This window comes from Escherichia sp. XD33, from assembly GCF_019375075.1.
Taxonomy (GTDB): Bacteria; Pseudomonadota; Gammaproteobacteria; order Enterobacterales; family Enterobacteriaceae; genus Enterobacter; species Enterobacter flexneri_A.
Genome location: NZ_JAENDM010000030.1, coordinates 1 through 20508 on the forward strand (window position 1 = coordinate 1; position 20508 = coordinate 20508).

Here is a 20508-nt window from a genome sequence, read left to right on the forward strand (position 1 = left end):
GTCCATTTCCGCGCAGACGATGACGTCACTGCCCGGCTGTATGCGCGAGGTTACCGACTGCGGCCTGAGTTTTTTAAGTGACGTAAAATCGTGTTGAGGCCAACGCCCATAATGCGGGCAGTTGCCCGGCATCCAACGCCATTCATGGCATATCAATGATTTTCTGGTGCGTACCGGGTTGAGAAGCGGTGTAAGTGAACTGCAGTTGCCATGTTTTACGGCAGTGAGAGCAGAGATAGCGCTGATGTCCGGCGGTGCTTTTGCCGTTACGCACCACCCCGTCAGTAGCTGAACAGGAGGGACAGCTGATAGAAACAGAAGCCACTGGAGCACCTCAAAAACACCATCATACACTAAATCAGTAAGTTGGCAGCATCACCTTGACTGGCATATAGTAGATTATTTTCTTATTTGTCCAATTAACCGGCGAAAACTTAATTTCCCCTGTAAAACAAATGGCGATTACCAGGCCTGCTTATGCAGATCGGTACGCGTAAAAGGTTTATCCAGCGGCCCTACTGCAGTGGCGATTTGCCCCAGCAGGGATTGAGTCGGCGCTTTATTACCGCTATGCAACAGGATGAGCGGGACCATCACCAGGCACGCGACGCCCCCCCAGGAAATACGCACGTTTTCCGAATGGGTGGTACGTTTTTGCAGCAACAGGAACAAAGCGCTGCCGACAGCGCCGAGCAGCAGGCCAGCGATCACTTCCGAGACGGAATGCGCATGGATGACCAACCGTGAATACCCCACCACAGCGGCCAGAATATAGCCGGTGGCGACGGCTGCTTTTTGCAAACCCGCGGAAAAACGAGCACTAAGCAGCCACAGGAAGATAGGCCAGAAGGCCGCGGAAAGCGCTGAGTGGCCGCTGAAGCCGGTGTAATCCAGCTCGCGAATACCCAGCCCCCAGCCCATAAAGGCCAGTTTGGAGGCGCAGACGATGGCGCCGGTGATGCCGAACAGCAAACTCCACTGCCACGCCAGCAACCGTGACGTTTTACGCAGCATCAGGACAATAAACAGCGCCGCTGCGCTGGGCAGCAAAACGGTGCTATCGCCAAAAAATGAGATGAGTTGCCAGTTCATATACCTGTGATCCTTCGATGATGTCCACTGCCGTGCTCAGGGATTATCCGTAATGTCTGTACCAGCTCGCATGCCAATTCATTTCACATTTTTATGCATGCAAGTGAGATGTTTAAAGCGGAAACATGATCGCAGTCAAGTTTTATTTTTGGCTGACGTTGACCGCTTTCCCTGCGCTTTAGGAATTGTCGCACTAAGTGACTATTCACAAAGCATTATTGCCGCTACTCCGACCATTGCACCACAGAGGCCAGAGGCAAACTACCAGAAGTCTCCGAAGCCATACGTTTCTTTACAATCGTTATAACATTCACGTTATGAATAATTTCTGCATAACGTTATGAGCGGCGTGGCAAAATACCCCTGCCCTGCCGCTCACTCTTACGCCGGCGCTCAGGCCAGCAATTTTTTAATGCTTTCGCGGAATTTGGTACCTTCTTTCAGGTTACGCATCCCGTAGGTGACGAAGGCCTGCATGTAGCCCATTTTTTTACCGCAGTCATAGCTTTCGCCGGTCATCAGCATCGCGTCAACGGACTGCTTCTTCGCCAGTTCGGCAATGGCGTCGGTTAGCTGGATACGGCCCCAGGCGCCCGGCTGGGTTCGTTCAAGTTCAGCCCAGATATCTGCCGACAACACGTAGCGGCCCACCGCCATCAGGTCGGAGTCCAGGGTCTGTGGTTCGTCCGGTTTTTCAATGAACTCAACGATACGCGCCACCTGCCCTTCCGCCACCATGGGCTCTTTGGTCTGGATAACGGAGTATTCGGAGAGATCGCCCGGCATGCGTTTCGCCAGCACCTGACTGCGGCCGGTCTCGTTAAAACGGGCGACCATGGCAGCGAGGTTATAGCGCAGCGGGTCCGCAGTGCCGCCATCGAGAATGATATCCGGCAGCACCACCACAAACGGGTTGTCCCCGACTACCGGGCGGGCGCATAGGATGGAGTGGCCCAGACCCAGCGGCTGTGCCTGGCGCACGTTCATGATGGTTACACCCGGCGGGCAAATGGCCTGGACTTCCGCCAGCAGCTGGCGCTTCACGCGCTGCTCAAGCAGGGCTTCCAGCTCGTAGGAGGTATCAAAGTGGTTTTCCACCGCATTCTTCGAGGAGTGCGTCACCAGAACAATCTCTTTGATCCCGGCGGCGACGATTTCGTCAACGATGTACTGAATCATTGGCTTATCAACGATCGGCAGCATCTCCTTTGGAATTGCCTTTGTGGCCGGCAGCATATGCATGCCTAGTCCTGCGACCGGAATAACCGCTTTCAAATTCGCCATATTCATCTTCACCTGTTTGGTTGCAAAACACGCGGTTTTGCAAAATTGTACATGTCACAAATTCATTGAAACTGATAATACACGGATACTGCCCGAGCATATGCCCGCCAAATTCTTAAATTCACTGTCACGTAAAAGAATACACACAACTCCCTTTTACCAACAGTTAAAACTGAGAATAATCTTATTCTCGTTCAGGTTATTCAGCGGCTCGTTCCTTTGCTCCGCACGATGTGGCTGAGATGCCCGTCTATCGGGACCTGTTGGACGCCGGACCCGCCGCGCGTATGCCCGAAAAGAATATATAGATAATAAATTTCGCCAGGCAATATACTTCAGTATAAACAGCCGGATATGACGACATATTAGCCTGAATCCGCGGCTGTGAACTGCGATCCACCCTATTCTGCACTCACTTCATAATATGAATTATGCCGGTTTTGTGAGCGGGCTTCGCGCTTCGCTTCTGCTCTGCGCATCAGCGCTCACCGTGACGAACCGCGCGAGTAAGCCCTTTTGCCACCCTCGCTGAAACGCAGCGGATAAAGTTCTGATATCGGAAAGCTTATTCCATGGTCGCCGCCATGGTGTTATTTTTTCACTGTTCTTTTCCGGAACATAATTCTTATCGGTTCGCTTAATCCGCTGGAAATATATCCACCCACGGCAGAGCGATGTCCGCGTCGTTATTGCCTGTATAAGTTCACAGAGATATTGCAATTGCCTCTGGATAAGTAAGGGGAGATTGCACTATGCAAATGCAGCACCTGATGGTTGGCTATCCTAAGTACTACCAAACAGCCGATTATGCGTTGAGGCTTTCAGTGATGGCTGATATAGCAACAATGAGAATGAAGGCTCTGCACTTCTGGGATAAACACGATATTTCTGCAGCGTCTGAAGCCTTTGGCGTATCCTGCCGCACGCCTTACTGGTGGCGTCAGTTACAGAACAAGGGAGGACCTGAGGGGCCAATCCCGCACAGTAAGGCACCTCTGGTGCGACGAAAAAAGCACTGGCATCCCGATGTGCTGAAAGAGATTCGACGCCTCAGGACAGAGCTGCCGAACCTCGGTAAAGAGCAGATTTTTGTTCGCCTGAAGCCCTGGTGCGCACAACGCCACCTGACCTGCCCGAGTGTTTCAACCATCGGCAGAATGATCGCCACCGCACACGATAAAATGCGGATGATACCAGTACGTCTGAGCTCGCGGGGTAAGGCTCTGTTTGTCAAAAAGCGAACCACCAAACCCCGCAGGCCAAAGCACTATCGTCCGGTAAAGACCGGAGAGCTCATTGGGATGGACGCCATTGAGCTCAGAATGGGTGAAATGCGTCGCTATATCATTACCATGATCGACGAACACAGCGATTACGCACTGGCGCTGGCTGTGCCGTCGCCCAACAGTGATATCGTCAATCACTTTTTCAGCCGTGCAGCCCGGCTGTTTCCTATCGGTATCAGCCAGATCATCTCAGATAACGGGAAAGAGTTCCTGGGAAGCTTTGACAAAACGCTGCAGGAAGCCGCCATAAAACACATCTGGACCTATCCCTACACGCCAAAAATGAACGCTATCTGTGATCGTTTTAACCGGACATTAAGAGAGCAATTTATTGAGTTTAATGAAATTTTACTCTTTGAGGATCTGGCGTTGTTTAACCAGAAGCTGGCGGAATATCTGGTGCTGTATAACAGCAAAAGACCCCACAAGGCGCTCGCACTAATGACGCCCGTGGAATATATGTTAAAAGAGAACAAAAATTGCAATATGTGGTGGACCCATACATTGCATTTTAGACTAATCTTATCCATGATCGTGATAACACATACTGCAGTCGTACAGGTTTTAATACATATGGAATGGATTGCCGATCCGTCAATCTGGGCAGGTCTTGTCACGCTGGTGGTTATCGAACTGGTGTTGGGTATCGATAACCTAGTCTTTATCGCTATCCTCGCCGAGAAGCTCCCTCCCGCCCAGCGCGACCGAGCGCGGATCACTGGCCTGATGCTGGCGATGGTGATGCGTCTCCTGCTGCTGGCCTCTATCTCCTGGCTGGTCACCCTTACTCAACCGCTGTTCAGCTTCCGCTCGTTTACCTTTAGCGCCCGCGACTTAATCATGCTGTTTGGTGGTTTCTTCCTGTTGTTCAAAGCCACGATGGAGCTGAACGAACGGCTGGAAGGGAAAGATAGCAATAACCCCACGCAACGCAAAGGTGCGAAGTTCTGGGGCGTGGTGACACAAATAGTGGTGCTGGACGCTATCTTCTCACTCGACTCGGTGATTACCGCCATCGGGATCGTCGACCATTTACTGGTCATGATGGCCGCCGTGGTTATCGCTATCAGCCTGATGTTGATGGCCAGCAAGCCGTTAACCCAGTTCGTTAACAGTCACCCGACGATCGTTATTCTCTGCTTAAGCTTCCTGTTGATGATTGGCTTTAGCCTGGTGGCGGAAGGTTTCGGCTTCGTCATTCCGAAAGGCTACCTGTACGCTGCCATTGGTTTCTCGGTGATGATCGAGGCGTTCAATCAGTTGGCTATCTTTAACCGGCGACGTTTTCTTTCCGCTAACCAGACACTGCGCCAGCGGACTACCGAAGCGGTAATGCGCCTGCTTAGCGGGCAAAAAGAAGATGCGGAACTGGACGCCGAAACCGCGTCCATGCTGGTGGATCATGGTAACCAGCAGATCTTTAATCCGCAGGAACGGCGGATGATTGAGCGGGTACTTAATCTTAACCAGCGTACCGTCAGCAGCATTATGACGTCGCGCCACGATATTGAGCATATCGATCTCAACGCGCCGGAAGACGAGATCCGCCAGTTGCTGGAGCGAAATCAGCATACGCGGCTTGTCGTTACTGATGGCGATGACGCAGAAGATTTGCTCGGTGTTGTTCACGTTATCGACCTGTTACAACAGTCACTGCGCGGCGAACCGCTCAACCTGCGGGTGTTGATTCGTCAGCCGCTGGTGTTCCCGGAAACCTTGCCGTTGTTACCTGCCCTGGAGCAGTTCCGTAATGCCCGCACACACTTTGCTTTTGTGGTGGATGAGTTTGGCTCGGTGGAAGGGATTGTGACATTAAGTGACGTCACTGAAACCATTGCCGGTAACTTACCGAACGAAGTGGAAGAGATCGACGCCCGCCATGATATTCAGAAGAATGCGGACGGTTCCTGGACGGCGAATGGTCATATGCCGCTGGAAGATCTGGTGCAATATGTGCCGCTGCCGCTGGATGAAAAACGTGAATATCACACCATTGCCGGGCTATTGATGGAATATTTGCAGCGTATTCCAAAACCTGGCGAAGAAGTTCAGGTGGGGGATTATTTGCTTAAAACGTTGCAGGTAGAAAGCCATCGCGTGCAGAAGGTGCAGATTATTCCGCTGCGTAAGGATGGCGAGATGGAGTACGAGGTGTGATGGTATCGGCCATTTTACCCAATGCTGCGTAACGCCTTATAACTTCAGCAATGAAGCGTTGTCTGTGGTACATGGACATCACAGCGGGGGTGTGGGTCCGGCTGTAAATCGCCGAATCGTTTCCTGTAGGCCGGGGCAGCCCACATGGATGTGGGCTGAGGGCGCGTTTTACAGTGATGTTACCTCGCGCCCGTACCCGATAGCCGAAAGGAATAAGATGAGGGAACCACGCCAGCGGCGATTTACCGCCGGGAGCCTGGGTTGCCAGGGTGGTGGCGATTGAACCACCCTGGCACGTTCACCGGCTTGAGCGTTCCATAGTAGCGAGGAACATCAAGTGAACGGAACAGCCTTCGATCTTACATATTCAGAATATAATGGTGCCGCCACGAACGCCTGATGCGACGCTTTACGCGTCTTATCAGGCCTACAGGACAGGTCACCTGGTAACCTACATCTTCTCCAGCAACTTCTTCACATCTTTGCCATTGCGGGAATCTTTATTCCGCTCGGCCCAGTCGTTAAGACGGCGTTTTGCTTCATCCTGTAGATGTTTACGCAGTAACTGATCCACTTGCAGGCTGTAATTAAGTTGCTGCCAGTTGCCATAAACCCGCAGCGGTACTGGCGTTTCTTTGAGGAAATCAATCAGTTTGCTTTCTCCGTTCCAGCCACCCACGACCCGAATATCAAACTGGGTGTCGCAGGTTTGCTCCGCCAGATTCAACGTACCAGCCCCGGAAAGCGCCAGCATGGGCGATTGACCTTGCATGTCGTTTAACGTCACGACGCCATCCTTCAACGTCAAATCGGTGGTAAAGCGGTCAAGACGCGTCACGTTATCGAAGTTTTCAGCGGCCTTCACATCACCACCATTACGTTCTACCGCTTGCTGAATCATCTGCTGGAAGTTCATCCCTTCCATGCGTGTGTCGGTCATTTCGACATGTGCCTGTCCTTGCCAGTTGTGGCGGAATGCGTCGGCATCTATGTCAGCACCGGAGAAATCACCAGCCAGTGACATCTTTCCGGTCAACGAAATCGGATAGTTAAACGCCTTCAGAATGGTGCCAATCTCAACGTTTTCCAGCCGTGGCTGGAAGTTTATCCGCGGATTTATTGATGTCGCGTCCAACGTGCCCGGCAGTGAAACCTGTCCACCGTTAAGTTTGCCCTGCAGTTGAGTAATTTCCAGCAAACCCGACTTGTTGGTCATTTGCGTGGCAACATCTGTAAAATTCATTCCGCGCCAGCGCACGTTACTGGCCTGCAACAAAATATCAGTCGTAAAGCCTTGCAGTCCCTGATAGGCCGGTTCATCAATACGCGAAGAAATGACCGGGCGCGGCAACGTTGATTGGCTCAGCCCTTGCTGCGCGGCACCGTTCTCACCATTCGCTGTTTCATTAAGGGGGATGAGGTTGTCAAGATTCAGTTGCGGAAATTGCAGTCTCAGCTGCCATTCCGGTTGCTCTGTCAGCGTGACCTGTGCTTGCCCGCTCAGCGTACTGTCATTGGCGGTCAAACTAATTTGGTTAAATGAAAGGCGTTTATGTGACTCCTGCCACTGGGCCTGGAAACTCCCCTGCCCCTGAATACCTTGTTTTGGTAAATCTGCACCCTGCAACTGCCAGTTAACTTGTTCAATAGCCGCCGTTAAATCATGCGGATAATCAGAAGCATCTACCGTACCGTTAAGGGATATCGTGAGATCGCGCTGATCGCGATTAACCCGCCCGGAGAACTCAAATGAACCACGATGTTGGGGATCTTGTTCCATTTGCAGGCGAATATTGCGGATTGTCACCTGCTCGTCATCTTCATGCTGGAACACCAGCACGCTGTCCGCCACCTTAAGACTGGATATATCAAACGACCATCCGCGATCGTCTGACAGATCCGGCAAGGTATTGTCGCGCGGTGCAACCGGAGCGTCTTCACTGCGCACCGCTTCCGTCTGCGGCGTCAGTTGGATCACTGCCCCTTTTAGCATCACCTGCTTAACGCTCAGTTGATGACTCAGCAGTGGTAAAAGCGCCACGTCCAGACGCATGTTGTCTGCGCGAACCAGTGGCTGGCTCGCGCCCTGGGCAGTGAGAGACATTCGCCCGGAGAGGATACTAAGCTGCGGCCAGACGTGCCAACGCAGTGGCCCGTCGAGCTGCAATTGATAACCGCTACGTGCAGCAACTTGCTTGACCATATAGTCGCGGAAATCATTCGGATTCACCAGCAACACTAACGCAGATAACCCGGCCACCAGCACGACCAGGAGTATCATCAGCGTCGTCAGAAATCGTCTCATGGTATCCTCAATGGGCCTGAATTAGTCTTTATCGATTCGGCTGGCTACCGCGCCCTGCTGGTTGCGATATTTCGCATCTTCACGGCGGTTGTAAGGTCGCGCCGCCGGGCCGGAAAGCGGCTCAAAGCTCAGCGCACCAATTAACATGCCCGGACGCAGCGCCAGCGGCAGCTTACCGGAGTTGTAGAACTCCAGCACAATGCAACCAGACCAGCCCGGATCGATACGGTGCGCGGTGACGTGCACCATCAGCCCCAGACGCGCCAAAGAGGAACGCCCGTCCAGCCAGCCCACCAGATCGGCTGGCAGCGTCACCGACTCCAGCGTCACCGCCAGCGCCAGCTCTCCTGGGTGAAGATAGAACGCCTCGCCCTCGTCGAGAACGATCTCATCGCTCATCACGCGGTCAAGCGCGGCGCTCACTTCATCTTTGGGACCGCTCAGATCGATAAACGCTGCCGTGTGACCACGGAAGGTACGAAATTTATTGCCCAGGCGTACATCCACCGTCGCGCCGTTAATACGCTCCACTGGCGGACGTGGGTTGATCGACAAACGGCCTTCATCAAGCCAGGCTTCAATATCTCGGTCACACAGACGCATGGCATTTTCTCCTTTCGCGCATCACTCCCTTAACGCCAATTACGTCAAGGGCATACCAGGTTATCACTGAACGGTACACAATTTATCAAGCTTATTCAAAGAACTGACTTATTTTCGCTTTCAATATATCGATCGCGATGCGGTTTTTCCCGCCGCGCGGCACGATAATGTCCGCATATTGTTTAGAAGGCTCAATGAATTGCAGGAACATCGGGCGCACGGTTTTTTGATATTGCGCCATCACGGAATCCATTGAACGCCCACGCTCGTTAACGTCACGCTTGATGCGGCGCATCAGGCAGATATCCAGCGGGGTATCAACGAAAATGGAGAAGTTAAGTTCGTCACGCAAACGCGCATCCGTCAGCAACAAAATGCCTTCGAGAATGATGACCTTCTTCGGCTCAACCGTCACCGTTTCTTTCATACGCGTATGTTCAACATAGCTGTAAACCGGCAGGTCAATTGCCGAGCCGCGTTTCAACGCTTGTAAATGCTCAAGCAACAGGCTGTGATCCATCGCGCTGGGATGGTCGTAGTTGGTCTTAACGCGTTCTTCCATCGACAGATGGCTTTGATCTTTGTAATAGCAGTCTTCGGGAATTACGCCGATGTGTTCATCACCGACTTGCTCACGTAATTCACGATAAAGGGTACTGGCAATAAGACTCTTGCCGGAAGCCGATGCGCCAGCGATACCGATAATGACGCACTGATGAGACTGATCAGTCATATATTTAGCGACCTGATTAACCTGGATGTTAGGAAGGGGGCGACGAAGCGCCAAACGCGGCAATTATAGGGATTTCATCCGCCTGATACCAGTCGAATAGCGTTGCCGCGCGCTCAGAGTTAATTGTTGACAAAGAATTCCCGGTGGCAAATTACGTTGATCAGTTTTATGTAAGGTAAAAAATGTTATACGCAGTTGCGCAAATTATCCGCCTTTACGTCACTTTATGAGCAATTCGCATATAAAATGTAAAACTTTTGTACTAGCATAAACACAGAAACGAATACTGGCGACCTGGTCTTGCGGATAAAGCGGTAATGAGCAAACAATCACAGCATGTATTAATTGCCCTGCCCCACCCGCTGCTTCACCTGGTCAGTTTAGGTTTAGTCTCGTTTATCTTTACCCTTTTCTCGCTTGAGCTTTCGCAGTTTGGCACCCAACTCGCCCCACTGTGGTTCCCGACGTCCATCATGAGGGTGGCGTTTTATCGCCATGCCGGGCGCATGTGGCCGGGAATTGCGCTGAGCTGTTCGCTGGGAAATATCGCCGCATCCATCCTGCTTTTTTCCACCAGCTCGCTGAACATGACCTGGACGACCATCAATATTGTTGAAGCCGTGGTCGGGGCAGTGCTGCTACGTAAATTGCTGCCGTGGTATAACCCCTTGCAAAATCTGGCTGACTGGCTGCGTCTGGCACTCGGCAGCGCCATTGTTCCGCCTCTGTTGGGGGGGGGGTCTGGTTGTCCTGCTGACGCCCGGAGACGATCCTCTCAGGGCATTTTTGATATGGGTACTGTCAGAATCCATCGGCGCTCTGGCACTGGTGCCGCTGGGATTGTTATTTAAACCACACTATCTGCTGCGCCATCGCAACCCACGGTTGCTTTTTGAGTCGCTGCTCACGTTAGCCATCACACTGACGTTAAGCTGGCTTTCGATGCTGTATCTGCCGTGGCCTTTTACTTTCATTATTGTGCTGTTGATGTGGAGCGCCGTGCGCCTGCCACGAATGGAAGCCTTTTTGATCTTCCTTACCACGGTGATGATGGTGTCGCTGATGATGGCCGCGGATCCCTCCCTGCTTGCTACGCCGCGTACATACCTGATGAGCCATATGCCGTGGCTACCGTTTTTGCTGATCCTGCTGCCCGCCAACATCATGACGATGGTGATGTATGCCTTTCGTGCGGAACGCAAACACATTTCCGAAAGCGAAACCCGTTTTCGGAACGCCATGGAATATTCCGCTAGCGGTATGGCGTTAGTGGGCACCGAGGGACAATGGCTGCAAACCAACAAAGCGCTCTGCCAGTTTCTCGGGTACAGTCAGGAAGAGCTGCGCGGACTCACCTTTCAGCAACTGACCTGGCCGGAGGATCTCAATAAAGATCTCCAACAGGTTGAAAAGCTGATAAGCGGTGAAATAAACACCTATTCAATGGAAAAACGCTACTACAACCGCAATGGCGATGTTGTCTGGGCGTTGCTTGCCGTCTCACTGGTGCGCCACACGGATGGCACGCCGCTCTATTTTATCGCTCAGATTGAAGACATTAACGAGCTAAAACGCACCGAACAGGTGAATCAGCAACTGATGGAGCGCATCACGCTGGCTAACGAAGCGGGCGGGATTGGCATCTGGGAGTGGGAGCTGAAGCCGAATATTTTTAGCTGGGATAAGCGGATGTTCGAGCTGTATGAAATTCCTCCGCATATCAAACCGAACTGGCAGGTGTGGTACGAGTGCGTGCTGCCGGAAGATCGCCAGCATGCCGAAAAAGTGATTCGTGATTCGTTGCAATCACGCTCGCCCTTTAAGCTGGAATTTCGCATTACCGTAAAAGACGGTATTCGCCATATCCGCGCCCTCGCCAACCGGGTACTGAATAAAGAAGGCGAAGTCGAACGCCTGCTCGGCATTAATATGGATATGACCGAGGTTAAACAGCTTAACGAGGCATTGTTTCAGGAAAAAGAGCGCCTGCACATTACGCTTGATTCCATCGGTGAAGCCGTGGTCTGTATTGATATGGCGATGAAAATTACCTTTATGAATCCAGTGGCGGAGAAGATGAGCGGCTGGACGCAGGAAGAAGCGTTAGGTGTTCCGCTCCTGACGGTGTTGCATATTACTTTTGGCGACAACGGACCATTAATGGAGAACATTTACAGTGCCGACACCTCACGTTCCGCGATCGAACAAGATGTGGTGTTGCACTGTCGGAGCGGCGGCAGTTACGACGTGCATTACAGTATTACGCCGTTAAGTACTCTGGACGGCAGCAATATTGGTTCGGTTCTGGTGATTCAGGACGTTACCGAATCACGCAAAATGCTGCGCCAGCTGAGCTACAGCGCCTCCCATGATGCACTGACGCATCTCGCCAACCGGCCAGTTTTGAGAAACAACTGCGTATCCTGCTGCAAACGGTAAACAGTACACATCAGCGACATGCCCTGGTGTTTATCGATCTTGATCGCTTTAAAGCGGTGAATGACAGCGCCGGGCATGCGGCGGGTGACGCTTTACTGCGCGAACTGGCGTCGTTGATGCTGAGTATGCTGCGCTCCAGCGACGTGCTGGCGCGACTCGGTGGTGATGAATTTGGTCTGCTGCTACCAGACTGTAATATCGAAAGTGCGCGTTTTATCGCTACACGCATTATCAGTGCCGTGAATGATTATCACTTTATATGGGAAGGCCGTGTGCATCGGGTAGGTGCCAGTGCCGGGATTACCTTGATTGATGACAACAATCATCAGGCGGCAGAAGTGATGTCGCAGGCTGATATCGCCTGTTATGCCTCCAAAAATGGTGGACGGGGCCGGGTGACGGTTTACGAACCACAGCAAGCTGCCGCACATAGCGAACGGGCGGCGATGTCGCTTGATGAACAGTGGCGGATGATTAAAGAGAATCAGTTGATGATGATCGCCCACGGTGTCGCTTCGCCGCGGATCCCGGAAGCGCGTAATTTGTGGCTGATTTCACTTAAGCTCTGGAGTTGCGAAGGCGAGATTATTGATGAACAAAAATTTCGTCGTAGCTTCAGCGATCCGGCACTTAGCCATGCTCTTGACCGACGGGTATTCCACGAATTTTTCCAGCAGGCCGCAAAAGCGGTTGCCAGTAAAGGCTTAAGCATCGCCCTCCCCCTTTCCGTTGCTGGTTTGAGTAGCGCCACGCTGGTGAATGAACTGCTTGAGCAGCGGGAAAATAGCCCTCTACCAGCACGGTTATTACATCTGATTATTCCGGCAGAAGCGATTTTCGATCACGCAGAAAGTGTGCAAAAACTGCGGCTGGCGGGATGTCGGATAGTGCTCAGTCAGATGGGCCGCGATCTGCAAATCTTCAACTCGCTGAAAGCAAATATGGCAGATTACCTGCTACTTGATGGTGAGTTATGCGCCAACGTGCAGGGTAATTTGATGGATGAGATGCTGATTACGATTATTCAGGGGCACGCTCAGCGACTCGGGATGAAAACCATCGCCGGGCCAGTCGTTTTACCCTTAGTGATGGATACGCTTTCGGGCATCGGCGTCGATCTGATTTATGGTGATGTGATTGCCAATGCCCAACCGCTGGATTTGCTGGTGAATAGTAGTTATTTCGCGATTAACTGAGGCGTGCTTCCCCATCTCCTGATGCGACGCTAACGCGTCTTATCATGCCTACAAATCGCTCATTCCCCAGGCCGGATAAGGCGCTCGCACCGCATCCGGCGACCAACGTCATGCTTCGTCTGGTTGCCAGCCTTCCGTATACCAGATATGCAACAGCGCATAAGAACGCCAGGGCTTCCAGCGCTCGGCATAACGGCGGATTTGCGCCGGTGTCATTCCCGGAAATCGCTGTTTAATCAGATAATCATCCGGCAGGAAAACATCTTTCGCCTGCCAGCCACGCAAAGCAAAATAATTCGCCGTCCAGCGCCCGATACCCGGAAAAGTTTGCAGCGTTTTCATCGCCTGCTCCACATCGCCCGGTATTGTCATTGGTAAGGTGCCCTCCAGCGCCGCATTTGCCAGATGAATCAGCGCCTCTGCCCGTTTCAACGGCATACCTAACGCTTTTAATGCCTGCGGGTCTGCTGCTGCCAGCCGCTGAGGCGTCGGGAAGCAGATATACTCCGGAAAATCATCCAGCCGTTCGCCATAAAGCTGTGCCACTCTGGCGGTCAATTTTGCCGCCATCGCCACGCTCACCAGTTGGCCTAAAATCGCCCGCACGCCCTGCTCAAAAGCATCAACACAGCCGGGTAAACGCAATCCGGGCCGCGCCGCGCCTAACCTGCCCAACGCACCGTTAACAATTTGTGGGTTACATTGCAGATCAAACAGGCGGCTCATTTTCGCCAGACACTCTGCGGCAACAGGTTCTAAACCTGCACTTAAATTTATGTGCAGAGTATGGCGGGCTATATCCGGAATAGCAGTCACCACGCCGCGATATTCGCCCACCGCCAGACTACGGGCATAATAACTGTCCGCGACCGTTTCCACACCGCTCACCGCACGGGCGGCGAGAAATCCCAACATCCACGACCAGTCATACGGCGGCTGCCAGTTCAGGGTATACATCGCATCTCCTTGTTAATCCGCTTTCAGCATAAACGTTATTCAGACGCTGCGCTTTGCTTTCATATTCCGGTTGTCGCGACGGCAACATTTCGCTAAAGTCACGCCCCTTCTTCACCGGCATGGGGATTATTTCGTGTTTATTGGTTTTGATTACGGTACAGCAAACTGTTCAGTGGCGGTCATGCGTGACGGTAAACCGCATTTGCTAAAAATGGAAAACGACAGCACGCTGCTGCCTTCAATGCTTTGCGCGCCAACGCGTGAAGCGGTAAGCGAATGGCTGTACCGCCATCATGATGTTCCGGCAGACGACGATGAAACGCAGGCGCTGTTACGTCGGGCGATTCGTTATAACCGCGAAGAAGATATCGATGTTACGGCGAAAAGCGTGCAGTTCGGTCTTTCCTCACTGGCACAGTACATTGATGATCCAGAAGAAGTGTGGTTTGTGAAATCACCAAAATCGTTCCTCGGTGCCAGCGGCTTAAAACCGCAGCAGGTAGCGCTGTTTGAGGATCTGGTCTGCGCAATGATGTTGCACATTCGCCAGCAGGCGCAGGCACAGCTGCCAGAAGCGATTACTCAGGCGGTGATTGGTCGTCCGATCAACTTCCAGGGGCTGGGCGGTGATGAAGCAAACACCCAGGCGCAAGGGATTCTGGAACGCGCGGCGAAGCGTGCCGGATTCAGGGACGTGGTATTCCAGTACGAGCCGGTCGCGGCTGGGCTGGATTACGAAGCCACCTTGCAGGAAGAAAAACGGGTGCTGGTGGTGGATATCGGCGGTGGTACGACTGACTGTTCATTGCTGCTGATGGGGCCGCAGTGGCGTTCGCGTCTCGATCGTGAAGCCAGCCTGCTGGGTCACAGTGGTTGCCGTATTGGCGGTAACGATCTGGATATCGCGCTGGCGTTTAAAAACCTGATGCCGTTACTGGGCATGGGTGGCGAAACCGAAAAAGGCATCGCCCTGCCGATTCTGCCGTGGTGGAATGCGGTTGCCATCAACGACGTTCCTGCACAGAGTGATTTCTACAGTAGTGCCAACGGTCGTCTGCTTAACGATCTGGTACGCGATGCCCGCGAACCGGAAAAAGTGGCCCTGTTACAGAAAGTCTGGCGTCAGCGTTTAAGCTATCGCCTGGTGCGTAGCGCAGAAGAGAGCAAAATCGCCCTTTCAAGCACTGCGGAAACCCGCGCCTCACTGCCGTTTATCAGCGATGAACTGGCTACGCTGATTAGCCAGCAAGGGCTGGAAAGCGCCCTCAGCCAGCCACTGGCGCGGATTCTGGAACAGGTGCAACTGGCGCTGGATAACGCCCAGGAAAAACCGGACGTTATCTACCTGACCGGCGGTAGCGCCCGTTCGCCGCTGATTAAAAAAGCGCTGGCAGAACAGTTGCCGGGCATTCCGATTGCAGGCGGCGATGACTTTGGCTCCGTCACCGCCGGGCTGGCACGCTGGGCAGAAGTGGTATTTCGTTAAAAGAAAATGGCTCAGCAGCGGCTTAAATCAGCCTGCGCCTGAGCCAGTTTTTCTGCCGCCTGACGTAACGGTTCCATCAACGGCATGGTCCGTGCTGGAGCATGAAGGCGGAATCGCTGCAACTCTGTCGCGCCGACAGTCAACGTCGATTCCAGCCGATGTCGTTTGGCGGTCATTTTCGCCATTACCGCTTGTCTGTCTGCTGGCGTTATCGCTTCATTCGGCCTGAACACAAAACGGCGTTCACAGCTCGCTTTCCAGTCGATAACCGCCTGGGTCAGATGGTCGCCAAACCCTTTCACTTGCTTAACGCCACGACGGGTAACATCTGCGGCTGTTTCAATACCAAAAGACCGTAACGCCGCTTTACGCGCAGGGCCAACGCCGGGAATAGAGGCAACATCAATAAAAAATCCCTCCAGAAACTTCTGCTTCTGCCGTTCCCTTGCAGTGTCATGAAGTGCTGCCAGAGCGCGTTTCTCTTCTTCCGGTAACCCGAGAATTTCGTCCTTCATTTTTTCGAGCATCGTCCGTTTGGCGATAAAACCTTCCAGGCCGCCTACCTGCTGGATCTGGCGGACTAAATGGTCATAGTCCATTTTCGCACGATTAAATGCCTCACGGCGTTGCTGAACTTCTGCTTTGTACGCTTTGCTTGTCAGACTGCCAATAATCCAGATAGCCGCCAGCACAGGAACCAAAATAATATAACGCGGTTCTGCCTGAAGGCCGCAAAGCAGCAGCGATAATGCTGACAGTGCGATCTCAAGCAGAATGATGTATTCGCGCCGTAACAGGCCTAAAGGAAGCGGCCTGCCAGTCGGTTGGAAATGATCGGGTAATGGCAGTTGCAATGCTGGCGGTGCTACTGACGCCATCACCATCGCCCAGACTTTCGCCAGCACAAAATTCCCGCCGGTGGTAATGACCTCTTCGCCGAGATCAATAAAATAGATAACACCTTGATTATCCAGCGCACACCACGGGCAGTCAGTCAAATGAGCGGGGTAAACATGCATTGCTGAAACGATACATTTCTTTAACTGTTGGCGTAGAGAGTCCAGTGCCGCTACCCACGCTTTAGCCGTCGGACGCCCGGTTGCCACGCCACTTTCCGTGAATGCCTGCTGAAACATGGCTTCAACATCACTCGGTAACATCGATAGCGGAATAGATCGTGGCGGCGGTTTTAAACCACGTCGCTGATTATCTGACGCGTAGGCATAACGGAAATGGGTAATATCCGTCTCCAGCGCATTACCCGCATCAGAGATAAGCGGCACACCAGAATAAGGATGCCGCCCACCAAACAAGACGTGAAAAATTAGCAACGCAAGGCCAAAATTATCGTGATTTTCTGTGCGTTCAAAACCGACAAATGATGGCAAGGTTTGTAGCTCTGGCGGCGTAAAATGCGACACGCCGACTTCGCATAAATGCAGTGTGCCATTGGCGTTAATTTGAAAGGAGTCGCTATCAATCAGTACCACTTTGCTGTCGCGACCTACCATAAAACTGTTCTGGTTTACGTCACCCACGACGTGCCCGTGCTCGTGAACCGTAGCAAAAGATGAAGCAATATTGCGCGCAACATAGAGTAGAAAATCCCACGCACAATGAGGGTAACTCTGGCGACGATGTGCCGGGCTATAGATCATATGAATCGGTTCTTTACCAGAAACTTTTGGCATCATAAAACCGATAACTTTTCCGCCTCGTCCACCGTGAAGCGTTGCCTGCGGCCAGGCGACATAATTCAACAACTGCGCGTCAGCTGTCGCAGCCATAAAGGCAAGTTTGTCCTGTTTTAAGGCGGGTGGCGGCGTGTGATAAATCTTGGCGACGCTATCGACAAACTCCTCGATATCATAAACCGCGCCTTCACCACCTTTGCCCAGTTCACGGCCAAGAGTGGTCAATTCACCTGTCGATGTAAATACTTTTATATTTGTTTTCATAATATTTCGCGGGTAGTTATATTATATTTCAATGAATAATAACAACTAACCATTAAAATTATTTCTATATGGGGAAAACCCACTCAAGAATAAAAATGATAATGCAATTTTATCAGGATACAATTCAATTTCGGCCTGATAATGATTAACTTCCACAGGTTTTTGCTAACTTTGACTACAAAGGGATTCTGGAGAAAAAATGAAAAAGATATTACTTATGTTGAGTCTGCTATTTTTTACTACCGCGGGCTTTAGTGAAGTTTCGGATACGTTAGTGACGGGAGGTTATGATAAACAAGCGATGTCTGACGCGATTAAACATGCGCGGAAAGAAACCGATAAATTCATCGAGGTTATGAATAAAAAAGATGCCGATACTTTCGCAGTCAAAGCCCCGATAACCGATCACGGAAGAACCGAGCATTTCTGGCTTACGGATGTCACTTATTCTAACGGCATGTTTATTGGCGTAATCAGCAATGACCCTGGTATTGTTACAAACGTAGAATATGGCCAGGAGTGGAAAATCAAGAAAGAAGATATTTCAGACTGGATGTATACGCGCGGGGATAAAATTTACGGCGGTTATACCATTGATCCTTTATTGGTCACCTATCCAAAAGAAGAAGCCGACGAGCTAAGAGCAAAATTAGTTCGCTAATCAGCCGTTATATTTATTGTTTAAACTGGCGGTTGAATTGTTGTCTTCAACCGCCATGAGAAACTCACTCTGCCCACAGCGCCAGTGCCAACGTTTTATCATCATCCGTACGCTCGTTTACCGCCGGGCTGGACAAAAACTGCTTTAACAATTCAGGTAATAAATCGAGTTGTTCCTGCGTTGCTGCCGCCAGTCCATTGAAAAACGGGGTAAAGAAAGGCACATGAGGAGAATTATCCAGCATATTTAACGCCAGTCGCTGGATACCATCCGTAAATGCTGCAACTTTGTGCGCACGCCTAGTGCTGGTGAAAGTTTCCAGTCTGGAAACGGCATCTTCGTCGGTAATGAAGTGCGTCATGTTGGCATATTCACCCGCCATCGGCGTGAGAGGCAATTGCAGACCGTGACCCAAATCTACCACCACGCCGCCATCGCCAATCTGCATAATCAAGGTGCCGTCAGGCGATGAAATCAGTCCCAGAAATGTGCAGGCAAAATCGCGAACCGCTAATTCTTTGGCTTCCGCCTCGGCAAAAAGTCGTTGACGAATGGTCAGTACCATATTTGTGGCGAGGACATCATTAAGCCCCAATTCCCCGCCCTGCACTTTTTGCGACATATAAGCCATCGCTTCATTGACGGCGAGCATCGCGCCTTCGCCACCCTGCGAGACACTGCCTGCGCCATCAGCGACAAATACCGACAATAATGGCTGCTGGTCATTTACCAGGCAATCTGCATCTGGCAGGCATCCTGACAAGGCAAGTCCGCGCTGATGTGCGACGTTCCAACGGTTGATGCATAGACCAGACGCCAGCTCACACTGACGTCCAGCCTTTTGGCGCTTCCAGCACAACTTCCGTTCCCGGCGTGGAGCGGGAAACCGAACGCAGCGAACTGGATAACCAGCTAAACAGTTCACGGAATTGTAATCCTTGCAGAGGCAAAGGCTGACGAACGCTAATTTGTGCCAGCGTCTTCATATCCGCCCCCTGAACACCGATGGAAAAGAAAGCAAACCTTTTATCTTCTTCCCCCCGAAACACTTTGTTGGCTGCAGCCTGCCACTCATCGGTTGGTGCACCATCGGTAATCAGGAAAATCCACGGGCGATAATACGAAATACCATTTGCACGATACTCACGTTTCCGCTCCTCTACCATATCCAGGGCTTTGGTAATGGCCGCACCCATTGGTGTATCGCCCTGGGCAAACAGGATGGGCGGAAAAAAATTAGCGGCGCTGGTAAAGGGTTGTTCCACATGCACCGGGCCGAACGTCACAATGCCGAGTTCCACTCTTTTTAAAGCCAGCGGATCAGCAAGCAGTTCATCACGAAAGGTAACCAATCCGGCGTTAAGTTCATTAATAGGTCTACCGTTCATAGAACCAGAAACATCCAGCAGCAAAATGCAGGGGCAACGTGGTTCCGGGTTACTGGCAAAATCGCTGGTGGCAAACGTGATTTGTTCGCTCATAAGAAATCCTTTCTTAGAGAATTATCGAGGTCCGGTATCATACCGACTGCAATAATGAAATAAGAGCAAACGAAGAAACTTTCAGAATTAGGCCCGGCGGCGCAGAAAATTTTGCTATTCGCCTCGCAAGAACGGAGAGCCGTCGATTGACACTAAGGGCGGAGTGACATAATTTCAGGAGTGAGGGTTAGGGAGAGGTTTCCCCCTCCCCCTGGTGTTCTTAGTAAGCCTGGAAGCTAATCACTAAGAGTATCACCAGTATGATGACGTGCTTCATCATAACCCTTTCCTTATTAAAAGCCCTCTTCTCCGGGAGAGGCTTTCCCGTTTCAGCGTCCCGCTGAAATCATCGGCTTACCTCCTTTCGCCCTGAATGCAGTCTATCGCTAACGCGTGAATAAAATAGTTTCCTCTGTGATTATTGCGTAACGACTCGCAAAGAATATTTGCTGGCAGGATCGCAGACTACAAAGCCTGCGGATTGACAATCTTATCGTGAAGGCATACTTTCAGGAGTGAGGGTAGAGCGGGGTTTCCCCCGCCCTGGTAGTCTTAGTAAGCGGGGAAGCTTATGACTAAGAGCACCACGATGATGAGTAGCTTCATCATGACCCTTTCCTTATTTATGGCCCCTTCCTCGGGAGGGGCTTTCCCGTTTCAGCGTCCCGCTGAAATCGTCGGCTTACCTCCTTTCGCCATGCAAGCAGTCTATCGCTAACGCGTAGATAAAATAGTTTCCTGTGTTATTACTGGATGCGTGCTCGCAAATGTGCCCGTCATTCAGACGATTCCAGACAGTGTTTCATAATTCCTCCATTTTTCTCCCTTATTGGCTGGCTACACTAGTATCATTCCGCGAAACGTTTCAGG

General features: G+C 51.7%; 13 protein-coding genes and 4 pseudogenes. 5 read left to right on the forward strand and 12 right to left on the reverse strand.

What is annotated here, in order from left to right:
- The 3 genes and pseudogenes from K0778_RS16605 to galF all read right to left on the reverse strand — a co-directional run.
- Positions 1–325 (reverse strand): annotated as a pseudogene (locus K0778_RS16605) (IS1 family transposase); the annotation flags it as partial.
- Positions 326–462: 137 nt separating this feature from the next.
- A complete protein-coding gene (locus K0778_RS16610) occupies positions 463–1092 on the reverse strand; it encodes a phosphatase PAP2 family protein (protein ID WP_032082730.1) in 630 nt (209 codons plus the stop codon).
- A gap of 393 nt (positions 1093–1485) precedes the next feature.
- On the reverse strand, positions 1486–2376 hold the full coding sequence (gene galF / locus K0778_RS16615) for a GalU regulator GalF (protein WP_024188874.1): 891 nt from the start codon (positions 2374–2376) through the stop codon (positions 1486–1488).
- 752 nt (positions 2377–3128) lie between these two features.
- On the opposite strand from galF, the pseudogene K0778_RS16620 reads away from it, so the two are divergent.
- Positions 3129–4163 (forward strand): annotated as a pseudogene (locus tag K0778_RS16620) (integrase core domain-containing protein); the annotation flags it as partial.
- Positions 4164–4235: 72 nt separating this feature from the next.
- Positions 4236–5819, forward strand: coding sequence for a TerC family protein (locus K0778_RS16625; protein ID WP_000454731.1), 1584 nt, complete (start codon positions 4236–4238; stop codon positions 5817–5819).
- Positions 5820–6270: 451 nt separating this feature from the next.
- Here K0778_RS16625 and asmA read toward each other — a convergent pair whose 3' ends face one another.
- The 3 genes from asmA to udk form a co-directional block, all read right to left on the reverse strand.
- Positions 6271–8124 (reverse strand): outer membrane assembly protein AsmA, encoded by a 1854-nt coding sequence (asmA, locus tag K0778_RS16630; protein ID WP_001252361.1) that lies wholly within the window; start codon positions 8122–8124, stop codon positions 6271–6273.
- A gap of 21 nt (positions 8125–8145) precedes the next feature.
- A complete protein-coding gene (gene dcd / locus K0778_RS16635) occupies positions 8146–8727 on the reverse strand; it encodes a dCTP deaminase (RefSeq protein ID WP_001234767.1) in 582 nt (193 codons plus the stop codon).
- Positions 8728–8818: 91 nt separating this feature from the next.
- Positions 8819–9460 (reverse strand): uridine kinase, encoded by a 642-nt coding sequence (gene udk, locus K0778_RS16640; protein WP_001295424.1) that lies wholly within the window; start codon positions 9458–9460, stop codon positions 8819–8821.
- 317 nt (positions 9461–9777) lie between these two features.
- Between udk and K0778_RS16645 the strand changes: the two are divergent.
- Positions 9778–13095 (forward strand): annotated as a pseudogene (locus K0778_RS16645) (diguanylate cyclase).
- A gap of 108 nt (positions 13096–13203) precedes the next feature.
- On the opposite strand, the gene alkA reads toward K0778_RS16645, so the two are convergent.
- Positions 13204–14052 carry a DNA-3-methyladenine glycosylase 2 gene (gene alkA, locus K0778_RS16650; protein WP_000288396.1) on the reverse strand — a complete coding sequence of 283 codons (849 nt, stop codon included), beginning with the start codon at positions 14050–14052 and terminating at the stop codon, positions 13204–13206.
- Between the two features lie 133 nt (positions 14053–14185).
- On the opposite strand from alkA, the gene yegD reads away from it, so the two are divergent.
- Positions 14186–15538, forward strand: a complete 1353-nt coding sequence (yegD, locus tag K0778_RS16655) for a molecular chaperone (RefSeq protein WP_000469709.1) — start codon at positions 14186–14188, stop codon at positions 15536–15538.
- Between the two features lie 11 nt (positions 15539–15549).
- Here yegD and yegI read toward each other — a convergent pair whose 3' ends face one another.
- A complete protein-coding gene (yegI, locus tag K0778_RS16660) occupies positions 15550–17496 on the reverse strand; it encodes a protein kinase YegI (protein WP_000856082.1) in 1947 nt (648 codons plus the stop codon).
- Positions 17497–17695: 199 nt separating this feature from the next.
- On the opposite strand from yegI, the gene K0778_RS16665 reads away from it, so the two are divergent.
- The gene (locus K0778_RS16665) at positions 17696–18157 is read left to right on the forward strand and encodes a YegJ family protein (RefSeq protein ID WP_000722348.1); all 462 of its coding nucleotides are present in this window, start codon (positions 17696–17698) and stop codon (positions 18155–18157) included.
- 64 nt (positions 18158–18221) lie between these two features.
- Here the strand turns inward: K0778_RS16665 and pphC are convergent.
- The 4 genes and pseudogenes from pphC to K0778_RS16685 all read right to left on the reverse strand — a co-directional run bounded on the left by pphC (position 18222) and on the right by K0778_RS16685 (position 20247).
- Positions 18222–18982 (reverse strand): annotated as a pseudogene (pphC, locus tag K0778_RS16670) (protein-serine/threonine phosphatase PphC).
- The gene (locus K0778_RS16675) at positions 18979–19638 is read right to left on the reverse strand and encodes a VWA domain-containing protein (RefSeq protein WP_000003154.1); all 660 of its coding nucleotides are present in this window, start codon (positions 19636–19638) and stop codon (positions 18979–18981) included. Before K0778_RS16675 ends, pphC begins: the two are co-directional and overlap by 4 nt.
- A 220-nt stretch (positions 19639–19858) precedes the next feature.
- Positions 19859–19918, reverse strand: a complete 60-nt coding sequence (gene ibsA, locus K0778_RS16680) for a type I toxin-antitoxin system toxin IbsA (RefSeq protein WP_010723109.1) — start codon at positions 19916–19918, stop codon at positions 19859–19861.
- A gap of 272 nt (positions 19919–20190) precedes the next feature.
- Complete coding sequence (locus K0778_RS16685; protein WP_001386899.1) at positions 20191–20247, reverse strand: type I toxin-antitoxin system Ibs family toxin; 57 nt, start codon at positions 20245–20247, stop codon at positions 20191–20193.
- Between the last annotated feature and the right edge of the window lie 261 nt (positions 20248–20508).

Bases quoted from the DNA above. Each gene is read 5' to 3' on its own strand.
- K0778_RS16610 (WP_032082730.1), bottom strand. From the start codon at position 1,092: ATGAACTGGCAACTCATCTCATTTTTTGGCGATAGCACCGTTTTGCTG.
- galF (WP_024188874.1), bottom strand. From the start codon at position 2,376: ATGGCGAATTTGAAAGCGGTTATTCCGGTCGCAGGACTAGGCATGCAT.
- K0778_RS16625 (WP_000454731.1), top strand. From the start codon at position 4,236: ATGGAATGGATTGCCGATCCGTCAATCTGGGCAGGTCTTGTCACGCTG.
- asmA (WP_001252361.1), bottom strand. From the start codon at position 8,124: ATGAGACGATTTCTGACGACGCTGATGATACTCCTGGTCGTGCTGGTG.
- dcd (WP_001234767.1), bottom strand. From the start codon at position 8,727: ATGCGTCTGTGTGACCGAGATATTGAAGCCTGGCTTGATGAAGGCCGT.
- udk (WP_001295424.1), bottom strand. From the start codon at position 9,460: ATGACTGATCAGTCTCATCAGTGCGTCATTATCGGTATCGCTGGCGCA.
- alkA (WP_000288396.1), bottom strand. From the start codon at position 14,052: ATGTATACCCTGAACTGGCAGCCGCCGTATGACTGGTCGTGGATGTTG.
- yegI (WP_000856082.1), bottom strand. From the start codon at position 17,496: ATGAAAACAAATATAAAAGTATTTACATCGACAGGTGAATTGACCACT.
- K0778_RS16665 (WP_000722348.1), top strand. From the start codon at position 17,696: ATGAAAAAGATATTACTTATGTTGAGTCTGCTATTTTTTACTACCGCG.
- K0778_RS16675 (WP_000003154.1), bottom strand. From the start codon at position 19,638: ATGAGCGAACAAATCACGTTTGCCACCAGCGATTTTGCCAGTAACCCG.